The sequence below is a fragment of the Embleya sp. NPDC059237 genome (genome assembly GCF_042754105.1).
Taxonomy (GTDB): domain Bacteria; phylum Actinomycetota; class Actinomycetes; order Streptomycetales; family Streptomycetaceae; genus Embleya.
This window is the reverse complement of record NZ_JBHZAE010000004.1, coordinates 535792-552460: the sequence shown is the minus strand read 5'-3', so window position 1 is coordinate 552460 and position 16669 is coordinate 535792. Positions and strand designations below refer to the sequence as shown.

General features: G+C 72.8%; 11 protein-coding genes. 10 read left to right on the top strand and 1 reads right to left on the bottom strand.

Annotated elements, in window-relative coordinates; all coding sequences use genetic code 11:
• Positions 1–273: 273 nt before the first annotated feature.
• Positions 274–1059: a polysaccharide deacetylase family protein gene (locus ACFXKZ_RS16550; protein ID WP_380000924.1), complete on the bottom strand. Its 786-nt coding sequence runs from the start codon at positions 1057–1059 to the stop codon at positions 274–276.
• Positions 1060–1411: 352 nt separating this feature from the next.
• On the opposite strand from ACFXKZ_RS16550, the gene ACFXKZ_RS16545 reads away from it, so the two are divergent.
• From ACFXKZ_RS16545 to ACFXKZ_RS16500, 10 genes are all read left to right on the top strand, one after another.
• Positions 1412–2890, top strand: a complete 1479-nt coding sequence (locus ACFXKZ_RS16545) for a glutamate--cysteine ligase (RefSeq protein WP_380000922.1) — start codon at positions 1412–1414, stop codon at positions 2888–2890.
• Between the two features lie 28 nt (positions 2891–2918).
• On the top strand, positions 2919–3722 hold the full coding sequence (locus ACFXKZ_RS16540; RefSeq protein ID WP_380000920.1) for a CPBP family intramembrane glutamic endopeptidase: 804 nt from the start codon (positions 2919–2921) through the stop codon (positions 3720–3722).
• Positions 3723–3917: 195 nt separating this feature from the next.
• Complete coding sequence (locus tag ACFXKZ_RS16535) at positions 3918–4496, top strand: hypothetical protein (protein WP_380000918.1); 579 nt, start codon at positions 3918–3920, stop codon at positions 4494–4496.
• Between the two features lie 99 nt (positions 4497–4595).
• On the top strand, positions 4596–5816 hold the full coding sequence (locus ACFXKZ_RS16530; protein WP_380000916.1) for a hypothetical protein: 1221 nt from the start codon (positions 4596–4598) through the stop codon (positions 5814–5816).
• A complete protein-coding gene (locus tag ACFXKZ_RS16525; RefSeq protein WP_380000914.1) occupies positions 5813–7825 on the top strand; it encodes a hypothetical protein in 2013 nt (670 codons plus the stop codon). The genes ACFXKZ_RS16530 and ACFXKZ_RS16525 overlap by 4 nt, the downstream gene beginning before the upstream one ends.
• Positions 7822–8922, top strand: coding sequence for an AAA family ATPase (locus tag ACFXKZ_RS16520; protein WP_380000912.1), 1101 nt, complete (start codon positions 7822–7824; stop codon positions 8920–8922). Before ACFXKZ_RS16525 ends, ACFXKZ_RS16520 begins: the two co-directional genes overlap by 4 nt.
• A 3-nt stretch (positions 8923–8925) precedes the next feature.
• Positions 8926–11619 (top strand): SAV_2336 N-terminal domain-related protein, encoded by a 2694-nt coding sequence (locus tag ACFXKZ_RS16515; protein WP_380000910.1) that lies wholly within the window; start codon positions 8926–8928, stop codon positions 11617–11619.
• Between the two features lie 245 nt (positions 11620–11864).
• Entirely contained in the window at positions 11865–13823 is a 1959-nt protein-coding gene (locus ACFXKZ_RS16510; protein WP_380000908.1) for a hypothetical protein, read from the top strand.
• Positions 13820–14791, top strand: coding sequence for a hypothetical protein (locus ACFXKZ_RS16505; RefSeq protein ID WP_380000906.1), 972 nt, complete (start codon positions 13820–13822; stop codon positions 14789–14791). Before ACFXKZ_RS16510 ends, ACFXKZ_RS16505 begins: the two co-directional genes overlap by 4 nt.
• A gap of 3 nt (positions 14792–14794) precedes the next feature.
• On the top strand, positions 14795–16624 hold the full coding sequence (locus ACFXKZ_RS16500) for a vWA domain-containing protein (protein WP_380000904.1): 1830 nt from the start codon (positions 14795–14797) through the stop codon (positions 16622–16624).
• Positions 16625–16669: the final 45 nt, after the last annotated feature.

The window sequence follows — 16669 nt, the reverse complement described above, 5'->3', positions numbered from 1 at the left end:
CTTGTGCGCTCCTGCCCGGTGGGCGCGGGAGTATGCGTTCGGCCGCCCATCCGGGGGCCTTGTCCTCAAACGCCGGACGGGCTGGGTTTGGTGGCGCCGTGCGTGGAGGTTGCGGCTGCGGGTTGCTTTGTCCTCAAACGCCGGACGGGCTGGATTGGTGGTGCCGTGTGCGGAGGTTGCGGCTGGGTGGTGCGTTGTCCTCAAGCGCCGGACGGGCTGGGTTTGGTGGCGGCGTGTGTGGGGTTGCGGTTGTGGGGTGCGTTGTTCGGGGGGCTACGGGGTTACGAAGGTGTAGCCGTTGGACTTTAGTTCGGGGATTATTTGTTCGAGCATTGTCATGGTTTGGCTGCGTTCGCCGCCGCCGTCGTGGCACAGGATGATGCCTCGGGGGCCGAGTTGGCCGTGGACGTTCTGGAGCATCTTGGGGACGCCGGCCTTCTGCCAGTCGTTGGTGTCCACCGTCCAGTGCAGTGAGCCCATGCCGAGCGACGCGGCGGTCTGGCGGACCTCTTCGGACCAGTTGCCGCCCGGGGCGCGGAACCAGCGCACGGGCGTGCCGGGGGAGGCCTTGTGGATCCACTCCAGGGTCTCCTGCATCTGGCCGTGCATCTCCTGCGGCGTGCGCTTCTTCAGGTTGATGTCGTGCGTCATGCTGTGGTTGCACAGCGTGTGGCCGGCCGCGACCACCTTGCGGACCAGGTCCGGGTGGTCCTTGGCCTGCTGGCCGACCATGCAGAAGGTGGCCTTGACGTCGTTGCGGGCGAGGATCGACAGGGCCTTGTCGGTCCACTCGGGCCACGGCCCGTCGTCCAGGGTCAGGGCGACCACCTTGCCCTCGCCCTTGACCTTGCTCACCAGGGTGGAGTCGACCGGCGGCTGCTGCGCGGCCGGCGGTGTGGCCGGCTCCTGTGCGTTCGGGCTGCCCGGTTGCAGCGGTGCCTGTATCTCCTTGGGCGCGTTGCCGGCCTGGGGCGAGGCCGCCGCCGAAGACCAGCGACCGTCGCCGGCGACATTCCACACGAGTGCGCCACAGACGAGGATCGCGATGACCGTGACCACTGCCTGGAATCGCAGACCCTGTATCGGCAGTGCCCGAATCAACCCCCGCACGACAACCCCCAAAAAGATCTCGCTTCGGCGCCTTGGGAAGAGGCCACCCTAGGTGATCGCCGACAAGGCTTGAAGATCGACCACCGGATGCATCCTCGATGTGATCAGTGACGTGGTTGTCGGCCTCGTGGTTCCCCTGTGATTCGTCACGGTCGATCGGTAATGTTCCCAATGTCGGCCCGATGCATCGGTTGAGGCGAACGTCGGCGGGAACGTTCGGCACGTCCCGATCCGACAGGTACCGGATTGCGACCACTCGACCGGCTCCGTACCGGAGTCGGGTTCCTGGGGAGGGGCATTCATGGGCGAAAAGGTCGAGGTCACCGAGTTCGGCCGGTCCGACCGGCAGCGCTACCGGCACAAATTGCGTCGATGTCTGGAAACACTCCAACGCATGCTCGACGAGAACCGCTTCGAGAGCGCTCGAAAGCTCATGGGTGTCGAGATCGAACTCAACCTGGCCGATGCCGCGGGGCGGCCTCGGATGAGCAATGCCGAAGTGCTGCGCCGGATAGCCAGCCCCGATTTCCAGACCGAACTCGGCCTCTTCAACATCGAGGTCAACATTCCGCCGCACCGGCTGACCGGACCGGTGTTCTCCGAATTGGTGGAGGAACTGCGCACGAGCCTGGACTACGCGGATCGCAAGGCCGCCGAACTCGACGCGCGGATCGTGATGATCGGAATTCTGCCGACCCTCACCGACGCGCACATGGCGTTCGAGACGATATCCGACAACGCGCGCTACACGCTGCTCAACGACCAGATCCTGAACGCCCGGGGCGAGGACATCCGGCTGCGCATCGACGGCGTCGAGCGGCTGGACACCACCTCCACCACGATCGTCTCCGAGGCCGCGTGCACGTCCGTGCAGTTCCACCTCCAGGTCACGCCACGCAATTTCGCCCCGTTGTGGAACGCGGCGCAGTCCATCACCGGCGTGCAGTGCGGCATCGGCGCGAACTCGCCGTTCCTGTTCGGTCGTGAGTTGTGGTGCGAGACCCGGCCGATCCTGTTCGAGCAGGCGTGCGACACCCGGCCGGAGGAATTGATCGCGCAGGGTGTTCGGCCGCTGACCTGGTTCGGCGAACGCTGGATCGATTCGGTGGTCGACCTGTTCGAGGAGAACCTGCGGTATTTCCCGTCGCTGTTGCCGATCTGCGACGACGAGGATCCGATCGAGGCGCTGGATCGGGGCGACGTGCCGCATCTGCGTGAACTCAAGCTGCACAACGGCACCATCTACCGGTGGAACCGCCCGGTGTACGACGTCGCGCGCGGAAAGCCGCATCTGCGGGTGGAGAACCGGGTGTTGCCGGCCGGGCCGACCGTGGTCGACATCATGGCCAACGCGGCGTTCTATTACGGCCTGGTGCGCTCGCTGGTGGACGACGAGCATCCGGTGTGGGAGCGGATGCCGTTCGAGGTGGCCACCGCGAACTTCCACGCGGGTGCCCGCTTCGGCATCGACGCCGAGTTGAACTGGCCCGGCCACGGCACCGTTCCGGTCACCCGACTGGTCCTGGACGACCTGCTGCCGCGCGCGTACGAGGGGCTGGATCGGTGGGGCATCGACCCGCGCGAGCGGGACGAGTACCTGGGCATCATCGAGCAGCGCTGCCTGCTGCGGGTCAACGGGGCCGGCTGGCAGAGCGCGCAGTACCACCACTACCGCGACGCCAAGGGCATGGACCGGCTGGAGGCGCTGCGTGCGATGACCCTGCGCTATGCCGAGCACATGCGCGGCGGGGACCCGGTGCACACATGGCCCGTGGGCTGACGGCGGGCTTATCCGCGCTCGATACCGTGTGCCTGTGATCACCGAGCCCGCGTCCGAGACCGTCGAGACGCCCACCGAGCCCCGGCGCCGCGTGCTGCGCTCCGAGGTGGTGCTGGTGCTGGCCCTGTCCCTGGGGGCGTCCGGGGTCTCCTCGCTGATCTCCTTCCTGGGTTCGCTGACCGCGCCGGGCGGGCTCGGCCACAAGGCCGCGGTGTTGAACGGTTCGCGCGCGGTGGATCGGCCCTGGTTGGACCTGGCCTGGCAGCTGTTCGGGATCGCCACCGCCCTGGTGCCGGTCTTCCTGGTCGCGCACCTGCTGGTGCGCGAGGACTCCTCGCTGCGCGGCCTGGGGGTGGACCGGACCCGTCCGTGGTGGGACCTGGGGCGCGGGACGGCGGTCGCCGCGGCGATCGGCGGGTCCGGCCTGGCGCTGTACCTGGGCGCGCACGCGGCCGGGGCGAACCTGACCGTGGTGCCCACCACGCTGCCCGACGTGTGGTGGCGGATCCCGGTCCTGGTCCTGTCCGCGATCCAGAACGCGGCCCTGGAGGAGGTGATCGTCCTCGGCTATCTGCTGCGCCGGCTCGACCAGTTGCGGGTGCCATGGGTCAAGGCGGTGGCGATCAGTGCGGTCGTGCGCGGCTCCTACCACCTGTACCAGGGCATCGGCGGGTTCTTCGGCAACGTGGTGATGGGCGTGCTGTTCTGTCTGCTCTACCGGCGCTGGGGACGGGTGATGCCGCTGCTCGTGGCGCACGCGCTGATCGACATCGTGGCGTTCGTGGGATACGTGCTGCTGGCGGGCCGAGTGGACTGGCTGCCGACGGCCTGACCCGGCGGCCGGCCCGGCCCGACTCCGGGGCCGGGCGGCCTTGTCGTGGTCGGTCGCGACGATCGATTTGTGGACTCGTGGGTACGTCTTGTGGGCGTCGTTGGTGTCTGATGGGCATTGTGGGCAGACCTCCATCGAGCGGGGTTCGCCGGCGGACAGGCGCATATCGGGCGACGCGGGGACGCAGGGGGTCGTATGGACAACCGGAGGCGGGCGGAGTTCTTCTCCACACCGAACCCCATCGGCGGGCGGCCGCGCGGGCGGTTCGGGTTGAACGCGCTGAGTCGACACCCGGTGCGGATCCTGATGGTGGCCGGCGGGTTGATCCTGCTGGTGATCGTCTTCTTCGTGGCGCTGCTCACGGTGGACGGCGGCGGATCCGACGACAAGAAGAAGTCGGCGGACGCGACCGGCGGCAAGAGTTCGTCGGCGTCGGCGAGTGCGAGCAAGTCCGGTACGGGCAAGGCCACCACCGGGCCCGGGCAGAGCGCGGCGGGACCCAAGCCGGGCTCGGTCGCGGCCACCGTGCACACCGGCGGCCAGTTGGTGCTGTACAAGGGCACGTCGTACCAGTCGGACAAGGTCGTGCAGATCAAGACCGGCACCGAGGTGCGCGCGAACTGCCACACGGAGGGCTCGATCGCCTACTACGCGGGCTCCTCCAGCAAGACCTGGGCGCAGATCGACGTGGAGGGCAGGACCGGCTTCGTGCCCGCGATATTCCTGGACACCGGTGGCGACGTGAGCAAACAGATCCCCGCCTGCACACATTGAGCGATCGCGGGGGCGCCTCGGAACACACTCCATCGGGTCGGTTGGATCACTAGCGTACGGCGGGCGGGGCGGATCGAGATCGACTCCGGGGGAGAGCCCATGACCACGCTCGTCTTCGTGCACGGAACCGGGGTGCGCGATGTGACCGACTCGGCTGCGGTCCGCACCATCACCGCCAGGGTCGCCGCGCGGCTGCCGGGGGTGCGGGTGGAACCGGTTGACTGGGGCGCGGCGTTCGGCGTCGAGGTCTCGCCCGCACTGCGCGCGCTGATCGGGATCGCCGACCCCGCCGAGGGCGGACCGGCCGCCGAGGTCGACCCCGAGGAGGCCGAACTGCGGTTGTGGGCGGTGTTGGAACGACACCCCCGCCACGAACTGCGCGAAGTGGCCGCGGGCGCGGTGCCCGGCGGGCGACGGACCGAGGCGGCGGAGGACCTGCGCTGGGCGGTGGAGCACGACGTGGTCGGGATCGACCTCGCCGCGGTGTTGCCCGGCGTGCCGCCCGAGTGGCCGGACGTCTTCGCCGCGGCGGCGCGGGACGTCGCCGACTCGGCCGAATTCACCGCCGCCGTCGAGGCGTTGGCCGCGAGCGCCGACTACGACGTGATCGGCCGGGCGGTGGTGGCCGGCTTCGAGCAGGCGCTCGCCGCGCGGTCCAAGGCGCCGACCGCGTGGTCGCCGGAGTGGCGCGACACCCTCGTCGCCGCCGTGCGCGACGCGTGCGGCGGTACCACCGCCGGCGGCACCTGGGTCGGCCGGACCTTCAAGAGCGGCCTGATGTACGCGAGTTGGCCGCTGCAGAACACGCTGCGCGGCGGCACTCTGGGCGGCAGCGTGCCCGCGATCGGCGACATCCTCCACTACCAGGCGCACGGCGCGACGCTGCGCGCCTACCTCGCGGCGCGGATCGCCCGGATCGAGGGGCCGGTGGTGCTGCTCGCGCACTCCCTGGGCGGGATCGCCTCGTTCGAGACGCTGGCCGAGGCGGCCGGGCCGGACACGCCCGAGCGGCGGCGCCATCCGCTCCCGGGCGTGCGGGCGCTGATCACCGTCGGCTCGCAGATCGGCTACCTCGGCGCGGTCGGCGCGCTCGCGACCCATCCGGCGCAGGCGGACCCGCCGAGCCGGTTGAGCATTCCGTGGACCAACGTGTGGAACGCCCGCGACTGGTTGTCGTTCCGCGCCGCGCCCGTCTTCGGGACGGCGGTGCGCGACGTCGAGGTCCGGGTGCGCCGACCCTTCCCCCGGTCCCATGGCGCCTACTGGCGCTGCCCGCGGCTCTACGACGAGATCGCGCGCGCGGTGGAGGGCGCTCGGTGACGGTGCACGCCCTGTTCGTCTGCGTCGAGCACTATCCGGCGCACGAGGGCGGGCCGGGCGATCTGCCGGGCGCGCTCGCGCAGACCCTGGAACTGGTCGAATGGCTGCACACGAGCGGCGCCTCCGGTGCCGAGCGGATCACCGTACTCGCGTCGGTGCGGGCCGCGTCCGAGCCGACCGCCGAGCGGCTGCGCGAGCTGATCGCGGCGGATTCGATCCTGGTCGGACCCGGCGCCGGGCCCGGTGAGCTGCAACACGTCGATTTCGAGCGGGTGCTCGGCGGGATCGGGGAGCACTGGCGGGACGGCGACCGGTTCCTGCTGCACTGGACCGGCCACGGCCGGCTGGACGCGCACGGGCGGTGGCTGGAACTGCCCGCGTTCCATCTGGCGGGTGACTCCCGGCTCGCGGTCCGGGCGATCGCCGTCGACGAACTCCTGGCCCGTTGCGGCGAGGTGCCGCGCCGGGTCGACCAGTTCCTGGTCTTCGAGACCTGCGCCGACCGCCGGGGTGAACCCGGGGCCATCCCGCTGAACCTGACCGCGGCCGGCCCGAGCGAGAAGTCGGCCAAGGCCCGTATCTCCGCCGTCTTCGCCGCCGACGACGGCCAGTTCGCCTACCGCCCGGCGGATCGGCCCGCGTTCACCACGGCCCTGATCGAACACCTGACCCTGCGGGGACCGGACGCGCTGACCGTGCCGGCCTTTCGCGAGATGTTCGACGAGATCGACACCCGGCTCGCCGCGAGCGGTCCCGCGGGCCGACCGCTGCGCCAGTCGCCGATGTACCGCGGGCCCGGCACCGCCGACTGGCGCGAGGGCGAGCGCGACCCCGAGAACCAGTTCGGCCTGTACCGACACCGCCTGCTCGCGCTCCTCGCCGACCTGGACATCGGCGCCGGCGAACCCGCCGTGCTGCGCACCTACCTGCGCGAACGAGGCGTCCCCGAGTGGGTCTTCGCCGGCGCCGACCTCCCTGCGTGGGGAGCGGCGCTGATGTCGCTGCCCGGGCCGCCGGGCCGGCATCCGATCCGGCACCTCCTGGAGTGGCTGTACGCCGGATGCCACCAGACGCATGTCGCCGACTGGGCCGAGCAGTTACGCGAAGCCGGACACATCGACGCGTTCCGCCCGGCCGAGGTACGCGAACGGCAACCGCTGACGCTCGTGGTGTTCATCAGGGAGAACGCATATTCGTCCGACGGGCCTGATCGGGTGCGCTACGACGCCGAACCGCGGTTCTACGTCGGCCTCGAACATTTCGAGGCACCACCGGGCCTGCCCTCGGGCACCGGCCTGCCCCGGGAGCGACTCGCCGACCACCTCGCCGACTTCTACCTGACGATCCGCACCGGCTGGACCTCCCTGGCCAAGGCCCGGGTGCAACTGGTGCTGCCGACCGAGTTGTTCAACGAACCCTTCGAGGCGGTCCGGATCGGCGGCGCCGACGACCACATCGTGCTCGGCGAACACCACGAGGTGGTGCTGCGGCCGATCGTGCGGCACGGCGTGGCCCGGCCGATGCACTACGACACCTGGGCCGAATCCGCGAACCTGCGCGCCAATCCGGCGGTGCGGCACCTGAATCGGCACCTGTGCGGGGGCGGCAGCCACGACTGCGAGGACGAGGCCGTCGGCTTCCTCCAGGACTACCGGTGGGAGCACCGACCGGACCGACCCGGCGCGGTCGAGAGCGCGGTCGGCCGCGGCGACTGGGCCCTGCTGTGGACGCACGGGACCACCTGTACCGACGCGTGCGCCGGCACGAACGGCGCGCACGGCGGTTGCTCCGGTGCCGCGGTGGGGCGGACCCTGTACCGGATGCTGGAGCAAAAGAACCGAAACCTGACCCAACTGCCTTCCGCCGTGACCCTCCTGCGGCGCACCCTGGGGCGCAGGGCCACGCCGCCGGAGCGGGTCGTGCTGGTGTTCGACGATCCCGGTTGGCGTCCGTGGCAGGGTGCGGGACTGCTGCGCGGCGCCCCGGCGGGCAGGGGGGACGAGCGATGAGCCAGGCCACGACGAGCACCGTCGGGGACCACGATCCGGGTGAGCCCGCCGCGCCGTGGTGGATCTACCGCGGCGACGCCGGCGGCACGACCGGGGCCCAGGCCGGGACCGGTCCGGTCGAACTCCCGCCTCCACCGCCGTGGCGGCTGTTCGGCACCGACGACGTCGGGGACCACGTGCCGGAGCCCGCCGCGCTGCCCGGCGAACGCGCCGGCGAGCCGTACTCGGGCGAATTCCACGGCGACCGCCGCGTCTACGACCTCGTCAACGCCGCGATCCACCTGCGCCGGCCGCTCCTGGTCACCGGCCGCCCCGGCACCGGCAAGACCACCCTGGCCCGCAGCATCGCGACCCGGCTGCGCCTGGGCCCGGTGCTGCGCTGGGGGATCACCAGCCGCTCCACCCTCCGCGAGGGGCTGTACGGATACGACGTGCTCGCCCGCCTGCACGACATGAACCTGCGCGCCAAGGGCGCGGCGGGCCCGGCCGGCGCCGACGTCGACGACATCGGTGCCTACATCACCCTCGGCCCGCTCGGCGACGCCCTGCTGCGCCGCCCACACCCGAGGGTGCTGCTGATCGACGAGATCGACAAGAGCGACGTCGACCTCCCCAACGACCTGCTGCACGTGTTCGAGACCGGCGGCTTCGAGATCCCCGAACTGCGCCGGGCCCGGCTGCGCAGCGCGAAGGTGACACCGTACGACGGCGACTTCGGAGCCCGGGTCGAGGTGCGCGACGGCACCGTGCGCTGCGCCGCGTTCCCGATCGTCGTCCTCACCAGCAACGGCGAACGCGCCTTCCCGGCCGCGTTTCGGCGGCGCTGCGTGCCGCTGGAACTGCGCGCCCCGGAGCGCGACGTGCTCAAGCGCATCGTGCGCAGCCGCCTGCCCGAGGGAGTGCCCCTCGACGAGTCGTTGCTCGACCACTACCTGGAGTTGGCGAACGGCGTCGACGGGCCGCTGCTCTCCCCCGACCAGCTGCTCAACGCGATGCAGTTCCGCGACGGGATCCGCGAGCGCGCCGGACATGCCGACCACCTGCCCACCAACGACACGCTGGCCACCCTCCTGTTCCACGACCTGAACGGGGGATGAGCGATGGCGGAGGAGGACCCCGCCGGGGTCACCGTCGACGCGGTCCTGGACTGGGCGTGGTTGACCGCCGTGATCGACACGAGCGGCGGCCCGCCCGCCGCGGCGGCCGAGATCGCGACGCCGGCCGGCCCGGCGCCCGCGGCCCCCGGGCCCGCGCCGCCGAGCGTGCCCGGACCGGAGCCCCCGCCCGCGCCGATCGCCCGTCGCCCGCCGCCGGCGGTGCGCGGCCCCCGCCCGGAGACCTCCCTCGCCTTCACCGCCGTTCCCGACTCCGTCGAGTCGATCGAGCAGATCGGCACCGGCCGGGCGGCCGCGACCGCACCGCGCCTGCCCGCATGGCTCGACGAGGCCCGGCCACCGGCCGCCTCGATCCTGCCCGACCGGCTCGAACTCGCCCGCCTGCTGCGCCGGTTGCGCCGGCACGGCGCCGCGCCCGACGCGGTGGTCCTGGACGAGGAGGCCACCGCGGAACACGCGGCGCTGACCGACCTGATCGTGCCGGTGCTCGAACCGGCCAGGGAGCGCTGGTTCGAACTCGCCCTCGTCGTGGACACCGCGCCCTCGATCGCCCCGTGGCGGCGCCTGCTCGCCGAGTTCACCCGACTCGTGAGCGGGAACGGCACGTTCCGCGCGGTGCGTTCCTGGTCCCTCGACACCGACGTGCCCGGCCGCGCGGTATTGCGCACGCCGTTCGGCACGCCGGCCCAACCCGCCGCACCGGCCGGCCCCACCGGACGGCGGATCATCATGGTGATCACCGACGGGGTCGGCCGCGCCTGGTCCCACCCGCAGACCGCGGCCATGCTCGCCTCGTGGGGGAGGCAGTGTCCCGTGGTGCTGCTGAACCTGCTGCCCAAGCGCTGGTGGGATCGCGCGCGGATCCCGTCCACCCCGGTCGTCTTCCGCGGCCGAGGCGCGGGCGCCGCCCGCCGATCGGCCTTTCGGCTCCGGCACGACCCCCACTGGACGGGCCCGCCCGAACGGGTCGCCGTCCCGCTGATCGGCCTGCACCCCGAGGGCCTGTGGGCGGACGACCCGGCGGATCGCCGAGCCGGCCGATGGAGCGAACTCTCCCGCTGGGCCCGGATGATCACCGACGAGCGCGGTCGCGAGTTCGCGGGCCCCGCGTGGGTGCTCGATCCGCGCGGGGCGGCGGCCGGGCCCGCGCCGACCCCGGTATCGGCCGAGGACCGGCGCACACCGGCGGTACGGCTCGCCGAGTTCCGCGCCGGTGCCTCCCCGGACGCCGTCGAACTGCTCGGGAAACTCGCCGCCGCGCCGATCAGCCCGGCCACGATGCGCGTCGTGCAATCGGCGGTGCTCGCGCGGGAGGACCCCGCGTTCGTTGCCGAGGTGATGCTGAGCGGCCTGCTGGTCGAGTCGCCGGATCGGGACGAGGCGGCGCGACCGGACGACGTGGTGTACGACCTGGACGAGCAGGTCCGGGAGACGTTGCTGACCGCGATGAGCCGACGGTCGGCCCTGGAGGTGTACTTCCGGGTCGCCGAGTTCCTGCACGATCGAAACGGCCACGCCGAGTTCGACTTCCAGGACCTGCTCACCGCGCGCGAGCCCGCCGCGGTCGGCCTGCTCGGCCCGCACAGCCGCCCGCTCGCCCGGGTGGGCGCGACGCTGCTGGATCGCCTCGGACCCGACTACCGGCCCCGGGCCCGACGCCTGGAGGCCCGGGCGAACGGCCCGATGTTGCGCCGGCGCGAGCTGACCCGGGCGTGGACCACGCGGATGAGCCACTGGATCCGGGCGCGGCCGGTGGTCACGGACGGGCTGATCGTGGTGCAGGACGTGGCGGGGACGCTGGTGGTCCTCGATCCGCTGACGGGGATGGCTCGGTGGACGGTGCACCTGAGCGCGCCGTCGCGCTGTGCGCCGGTGGTGGCATCGGGACGGGTGTGGGCGGGGCATGACGACGGTGGGCTGTATCGGTACGACCCGACGAGGAGGTCCGCGCCGGACACCGTGGTGAGGGTCGGCGACGCCGCCGTGGTGGCGCTGGTGCCGGGGCCGATTGGTACGGACGGGTTGTTCGTCGCCACTTTGGACGGCCGCGTCGTGTGGCTCGACGGCGCGAACGACACGACGGAACTCGGGGGGACGCGCTCGGGCATACCTGCCGGATTGTGTGTCTCGGCGGATCGGACCGCGGCGGTGGATCGGGCGGGCGGGGTCGGGGCGTGGCACGCGGGCTCGGAATCCGCCTCGTGGTCGCAGGACCTGTCCGAGGCCGTGCACGCCGCCCCGGTGGCCGACGAAGAGCACGTGTACGTCCCGCTCGCCACCGCCGGGATCGCGGCGCTGCGCTGGGCAGACGGGGAGGTCGTCTGGCGGGCGCGGTTGCCGGGTGGGGTGTTGAGCACACCGGGGGTCGGCGCCGGGTTGGTGGTGGCGGTGACCACCGACGGTTTCCTACACGCGTTCGACGCCGGGTCGGGACGTCGGGTATGGCGCACCGCCGATGTGCCGCAACCCGGGCTGCGGGTGACCCTGGCGGACGGGCTGGTCCATGTGGCCGGGGAGGCCGGCGGCATCCGTACCCACGACCTGGCCACCGGTCGCCGAGTGGCCGAAATCCGTTCCGACGTGGGGGTGTCCGTGGCGGTCGCCGCCCGGGGGCGGCTGATCCTCGCCGGGCTCGACGGCACGGTGACGTCGCTGGAAGGGCCCGTGGTGGTCGACTGACCGACGCTCGGATCACGGGCCGGCGGACGACTGATCACAACCCATGGGAAACGCTTCGAGTCGGCCATGCGCGGGACTACGATCGGCCACTGCGGGTAAGTGGTCGTCACCGCGTGCAGGGTCGTTCGCCGACCCGCGAGGTCGACATACCCGGGGCTCCACGACCGGTGAGGCGTCGGCGGGGTGCTCCGGAGGGGACGAACGGGGGGATTCGTGCCGGGAGTTCAGCGACGGGTCGGTGAGCGGTGAGCACGGCGTCGACGGGTCCGCGCGCGCCGGGCGAGCGGGACACGATCCCGGAGGCGGTGTGCCCCGTCTGCTGGGGGCCGGCTCCGGTCGTGGGCCCTTGCCGGACCTGCGCGTGGCCGCCGGTCGATCCCGGGCCCACCGCCTACCAGGACGCGGCGCGGGCCTTCGATTACGCGGCCGTGCTCCGGATCGCGCATGCGCGCGGGTTGACCGAGGTGCCCCGGGCGCCGGCCGATCTGGTCAGGTTCGGCCCGGTGGTCCCCGAGGCTCCGTTGGCCGTCGCCGCATCGGTCCCGGGGACCGGACGGGCCGCGGTGCTCACCCTGCTCACCGCGCTGACCGCCGGCGAACTGGACCTGGTGTTGTTCGTGGACATCGGGACCCGGTACCTGGCCGCGCAGTGGGTGACGCTCGACGAACGCGGCTTCCTCGGCGCGCCCTCGGCCAACCGGACGCGCCACGACTGGCGCGAGGTGGTGCCCTGGCTGCCCGAGGACGACGCGGCCCGCGACCTGACCCTGGCCGGCGGGGTGGGTCGGCGACCGGCCGTGGGCACGGCCGAGGCTCCCGAGGCGCTGGCTTCCCGGGCCCGGTCGACGCTGCGGGACAACTGGGCCGATCCCAGTGGTTGGCGCGCGCTGCCGGGTGGCCCCTGGGAGCGGGCCTGGGCCCTGGTGCTGGTGGAACGCCGCCCGGAGTGGACCTGGTGCGCGCTCGCGGCCGAGGTGGTGCGGGAGCAGGTGCGGCCGGCCGCCGTGCTCGGCGGCGCTCCCCTCGACGACGAGAGCATCGAACTCCCCGACCTGATCGAACTGTTGGCCCTCGACGTGCCCGCCCGCCACCCGCTGCACCTGGTCGGCGTCGACCCGGGATCGGAGGACTCGGATCGAACCCTGCTCCTCGATCGAGGCGCGACGCCGGGTGCGGCCGACGGCCCCCCGCTTGCCGAGATCACCCTCGGCCTGCGCGGCGAAGGCCCGGACGGGCACGACGTCGCGGTGGCGGTCGCCGACGTGGCCGACCCCGGCGCGTGGTCCGAGCTGGAACGGGTCACCGTGTTCGCGCCACCCGGTGAAGTCCGGCTCACCGTGCGGATGATCGGGCCGGGACGGGTCGACGTCACCGCCTCCGGCGGGGCCGCCTGGGTGCTGGGCGCCGGCCGCACCGATCTTCGGCCGGCGGGGCCGCAGGCCGCCGTGGCCGCGCTGCCCCGTCCCTTCTGGCGGCCGGACCCGTCGACCGTCTACGACCTCCTGTGCGTGGTCGAATTGGGCGGCACCCCCGAACAGAGCGCCGCCCGGCTCGACTTCGTTCGCGCGCTGCTGGCGAAGGCGGCCCTCGGGGATCGGTCCGTGTGCTGGGAGCGGGCCGCCGTGCTCGGCTACGACGACCACCCCCGACCCCGGCGCAGCCGCCACGACCCGCTGCGCCGGGTCGACTTCGCCCCGCCCGACACGACCCGGGCGGCGATCGCCGACTGGGTCGGGACACCCGCGGTGGACCCGTACGCCGCACCCCTGGAGCGGGTGTGCGCACTGCTGCGCACGAGCACGCTCGGCCGGCGGGTGCATCGACCCACCCTCGTGGTGACCGTCGGCCTGCGCGGCCCGCACCCCTACGTGCAGGGCCTGGACCCGGCGCAGGCGTACGGCGGTGGCCGATGGGACGCGGACCTGGCGGCCCGACGGGCGGCCCGGCCGGACGATCGGTACCTGCTGGTGACCGACGACCCCGGATATGCGGGCGCGGCGGACCCCCGGGTCCACGATCGCACCCTGAAGGCGTGGCGGCTGCTGGGCGCGGACGGGTGTTTCACGCTCGGCCGCACCACGCCCGCCGACCTGCTGCGATTCGGTCGCGCCGCGCTCACCGGCACGACCGGCGCGCCGCTGCTGCTCGACGTGGTCACCAGGGCCTCGACCGGCGAGTCGGGTGGGAAAGGGGTGCGCCGATGACGCGGTCGTACGGTACCCGGGACGGGGAGCCGACCGGTGGCGCGGTCCTGGAGAAGCGGATAGCCCTGTGGGGCGCGCCGGAATCGGGCCGCACCACGTTCGTCGCGATGATCCCCGAGGCCGCCGAGGAGCGCTCGCGCGCACTCGGGCACGGCGGCGGCCGAAACCACGTGCGCCGGTGGAAGGTGTTCGGAACGGACGACGCCACCCAGCGCTTGCTCCGGCACACCGACCAGGCGCTGCTGCACGAACACCGGTTCCCGGACGAGCCCGACGGGAGCGTCGATACCGCCGAGCCGACGCGATACCGCTTCCTCTTCCGGCGCGACCCGCGCGTCGTGCCGCTGCACCGGCTCACCGACCACTGCCGATTCGTGGCCACGATCACCGAGCTGCCGGATCCGAGCACCCGGCGCGACGCGGTCAAGCAGACCCTGGCCGACTGCACCGGCCTGATCGTGCTGTTCGACCCCACCGACGCGAGCGGCGCGGGCGAGGACGCGATACACGCGCTGGACCGCGTGCTCACCGAAGCCGCCGCCGACCTCCAGCCGCGCACCGACCCCCGCGGCCTGTTGCCCTTCGAACCGGCCGTGTGCGTCACCAAGATCGACGACATGACGCTGTATCGGGAGGCCCGCCTGGGCGCCTGGGCCGAGTTGGGCCGCGACGGGCGGGTCCGGGTGCGCGACCCCGAGGCGTACTTCCGCCGGTTGTGCGAGCGCGACGGCCCGTGCCCGAACCCCGCCGCCGCCGAACTGCCCGGCATCCTGGAGCGACACTTCGGCCGGATCCGCTACTACGCCACCTCGGCGGCGGGCTTTCGCCGCTCCGCGGGCCGGATCGACCCGGAGAATTGCCGCAACGTCGACCCGCACGGCAACCGCCTCGACGGACCGCCCCACCCCCAGGGTGTGCTGGAACCCATTCTCGGCATGCGCGCGGTGCGCATCGCGAAGAGGGGATGACCGATGTCCCGAATCGCCCTCAACCCCCGCCGGCCCCGGGCCCGTACCCGGCTCGTGGTCCCCGTGCTGTCGCTGATCCTCGCGCTGTGCGCGGCCGCGTCCCCGGCGCACGCCATCGCCCGGGCCGACGGCGAGCCGCCCGCCGATTCGACCGCACGACTGCTGGACGAGTTGGGTACCGACGCCCAACCGGCCGACTTCTACATGGTGCTCGACGTGTCGACGTCGATGCGGGAGAACGGCGGCTACGACGAGGCGAAGACGGCGCTGCGCAACCTGTTGACCGCGATGCAGCCCGGGGACCGGATCTCGGTGATCCGATTCGGCGCGACCACCACCGTCTTTCGGCCACTGGACGCGGCGCCCCGGGGCGAGGCCGCGGTCTCCGCGTTCCTCGCGGGGTTGCCCAAGCCGAACGACGTGGAGAGCGACTTCGGCGCGGCCATGGTGTCGGTGTCCGGGATCGTCGCCGCGGCCCAACCGTCGGCGGGCGGATATCGGCCGCCCACCGCGATCGTGGTGCTCACCGACGCCGATCTGTACGCGCCGAACAACCCCCGCTTCGCCGACGAATCGGCTCCGGGGTGGGAGGCGTTGCGGCAGGAGTACGCCAACGCGGTCGCCGAACGCGGCCCGATCGCCGCGTACGCGATGCCGCTCGGCGACAACGGGCGCGGGGTCAACCTGATCGCGAAGGTGCTGCCCAGGGCCGAGACGCTCAGCGGCTCGGTCGCCGAGCAGGCGGCCCGGGTGCGCGCCCTCGAACAGGACGCACGCGTGCGCAAGGGGGTCGCGGTGGTGCAGGCGGACCGGGACGCGACGGTCCGGGCCCGGTTCGCCCCGGCGCCCGCACACCCGCGAGGCGCCCGCCCCACCGACGCCGACTGCGCCGGCGCCGAGCCGCCGGTCGACCCGATCGACCTGTCCGCCCGCGGCACGCTCTGTCTGACCCTGGTCTCCACCGCGCACCGCATCCGGTTGACCGTCGCCGACCTGCACACCGGCGATCCGGCGATCGATCGGGCGCTGCCGCGCGACCCGATCACCCTGGAACCCGGGGTGCCGCGACACTTCCCGATCGAGGTGCGGGCGCACGAGCGCACCCGCACCGACCTGTTCGCCCGATCGCGGACCTACGCCGCGTCGACGACCGTGCAGGGCACCGTGACCGCCACCCGGGCCGCCGAGTTCGCCGACCTGCTGCGGGTGCCGGGCCCGTACGCCGCCGCCGGCCTGCGCGACGGCCGACTGGCCTACACCGGCCGGGTGCGCGGATCGGTCATGTGGTCGGTGTGGGCCCTCCTGGTGGCGGCGATGGCACTGGTCGCGGCGGGGGGAACGGCGGCGTGGCGCTGGTTCCCGGCCGGTGTGTACATCGAACTGAGCATGGAGGAGGAACGATCGGAGTTCCCCGAGGGCACGGCACATCCGGCCCTGGGAATGCGCCACCGCTGGACCCACGAGCACGATCCGGCGGCCGGCGCGATCACGTCCTTCCTGGCCCGGGGCCGTCGGCCGCGCTCCGGACGCGGTGTGACGTTGACGGCGCGCCACGAGCGCGACGGGCGCGTGCACACGTCCCGACGGCGGCTGGGCGTCGACGACGCCACCATGCTGTACGGCGTCCGCGCCCGGGTGTTGCGCCGGCCGCCCGCACCGCGGCCCGGCGGCGCCGACCCGGAGTCGACCACCGCGGAGCCGGCTCCGATCGACACCCCCGCGCAGAACGGCCGGTACTCGGGGATCACCCGGCCCGATCCCGGGGAACAACACACACCGGTAGCACCGGCAGGATTGATCCCCCCGACCCCGACCCCCCGGCCGCCTCGCTGACATCGTGTGCGGGCACCGGACCCGACCTCGACCGGCATCCCGCAC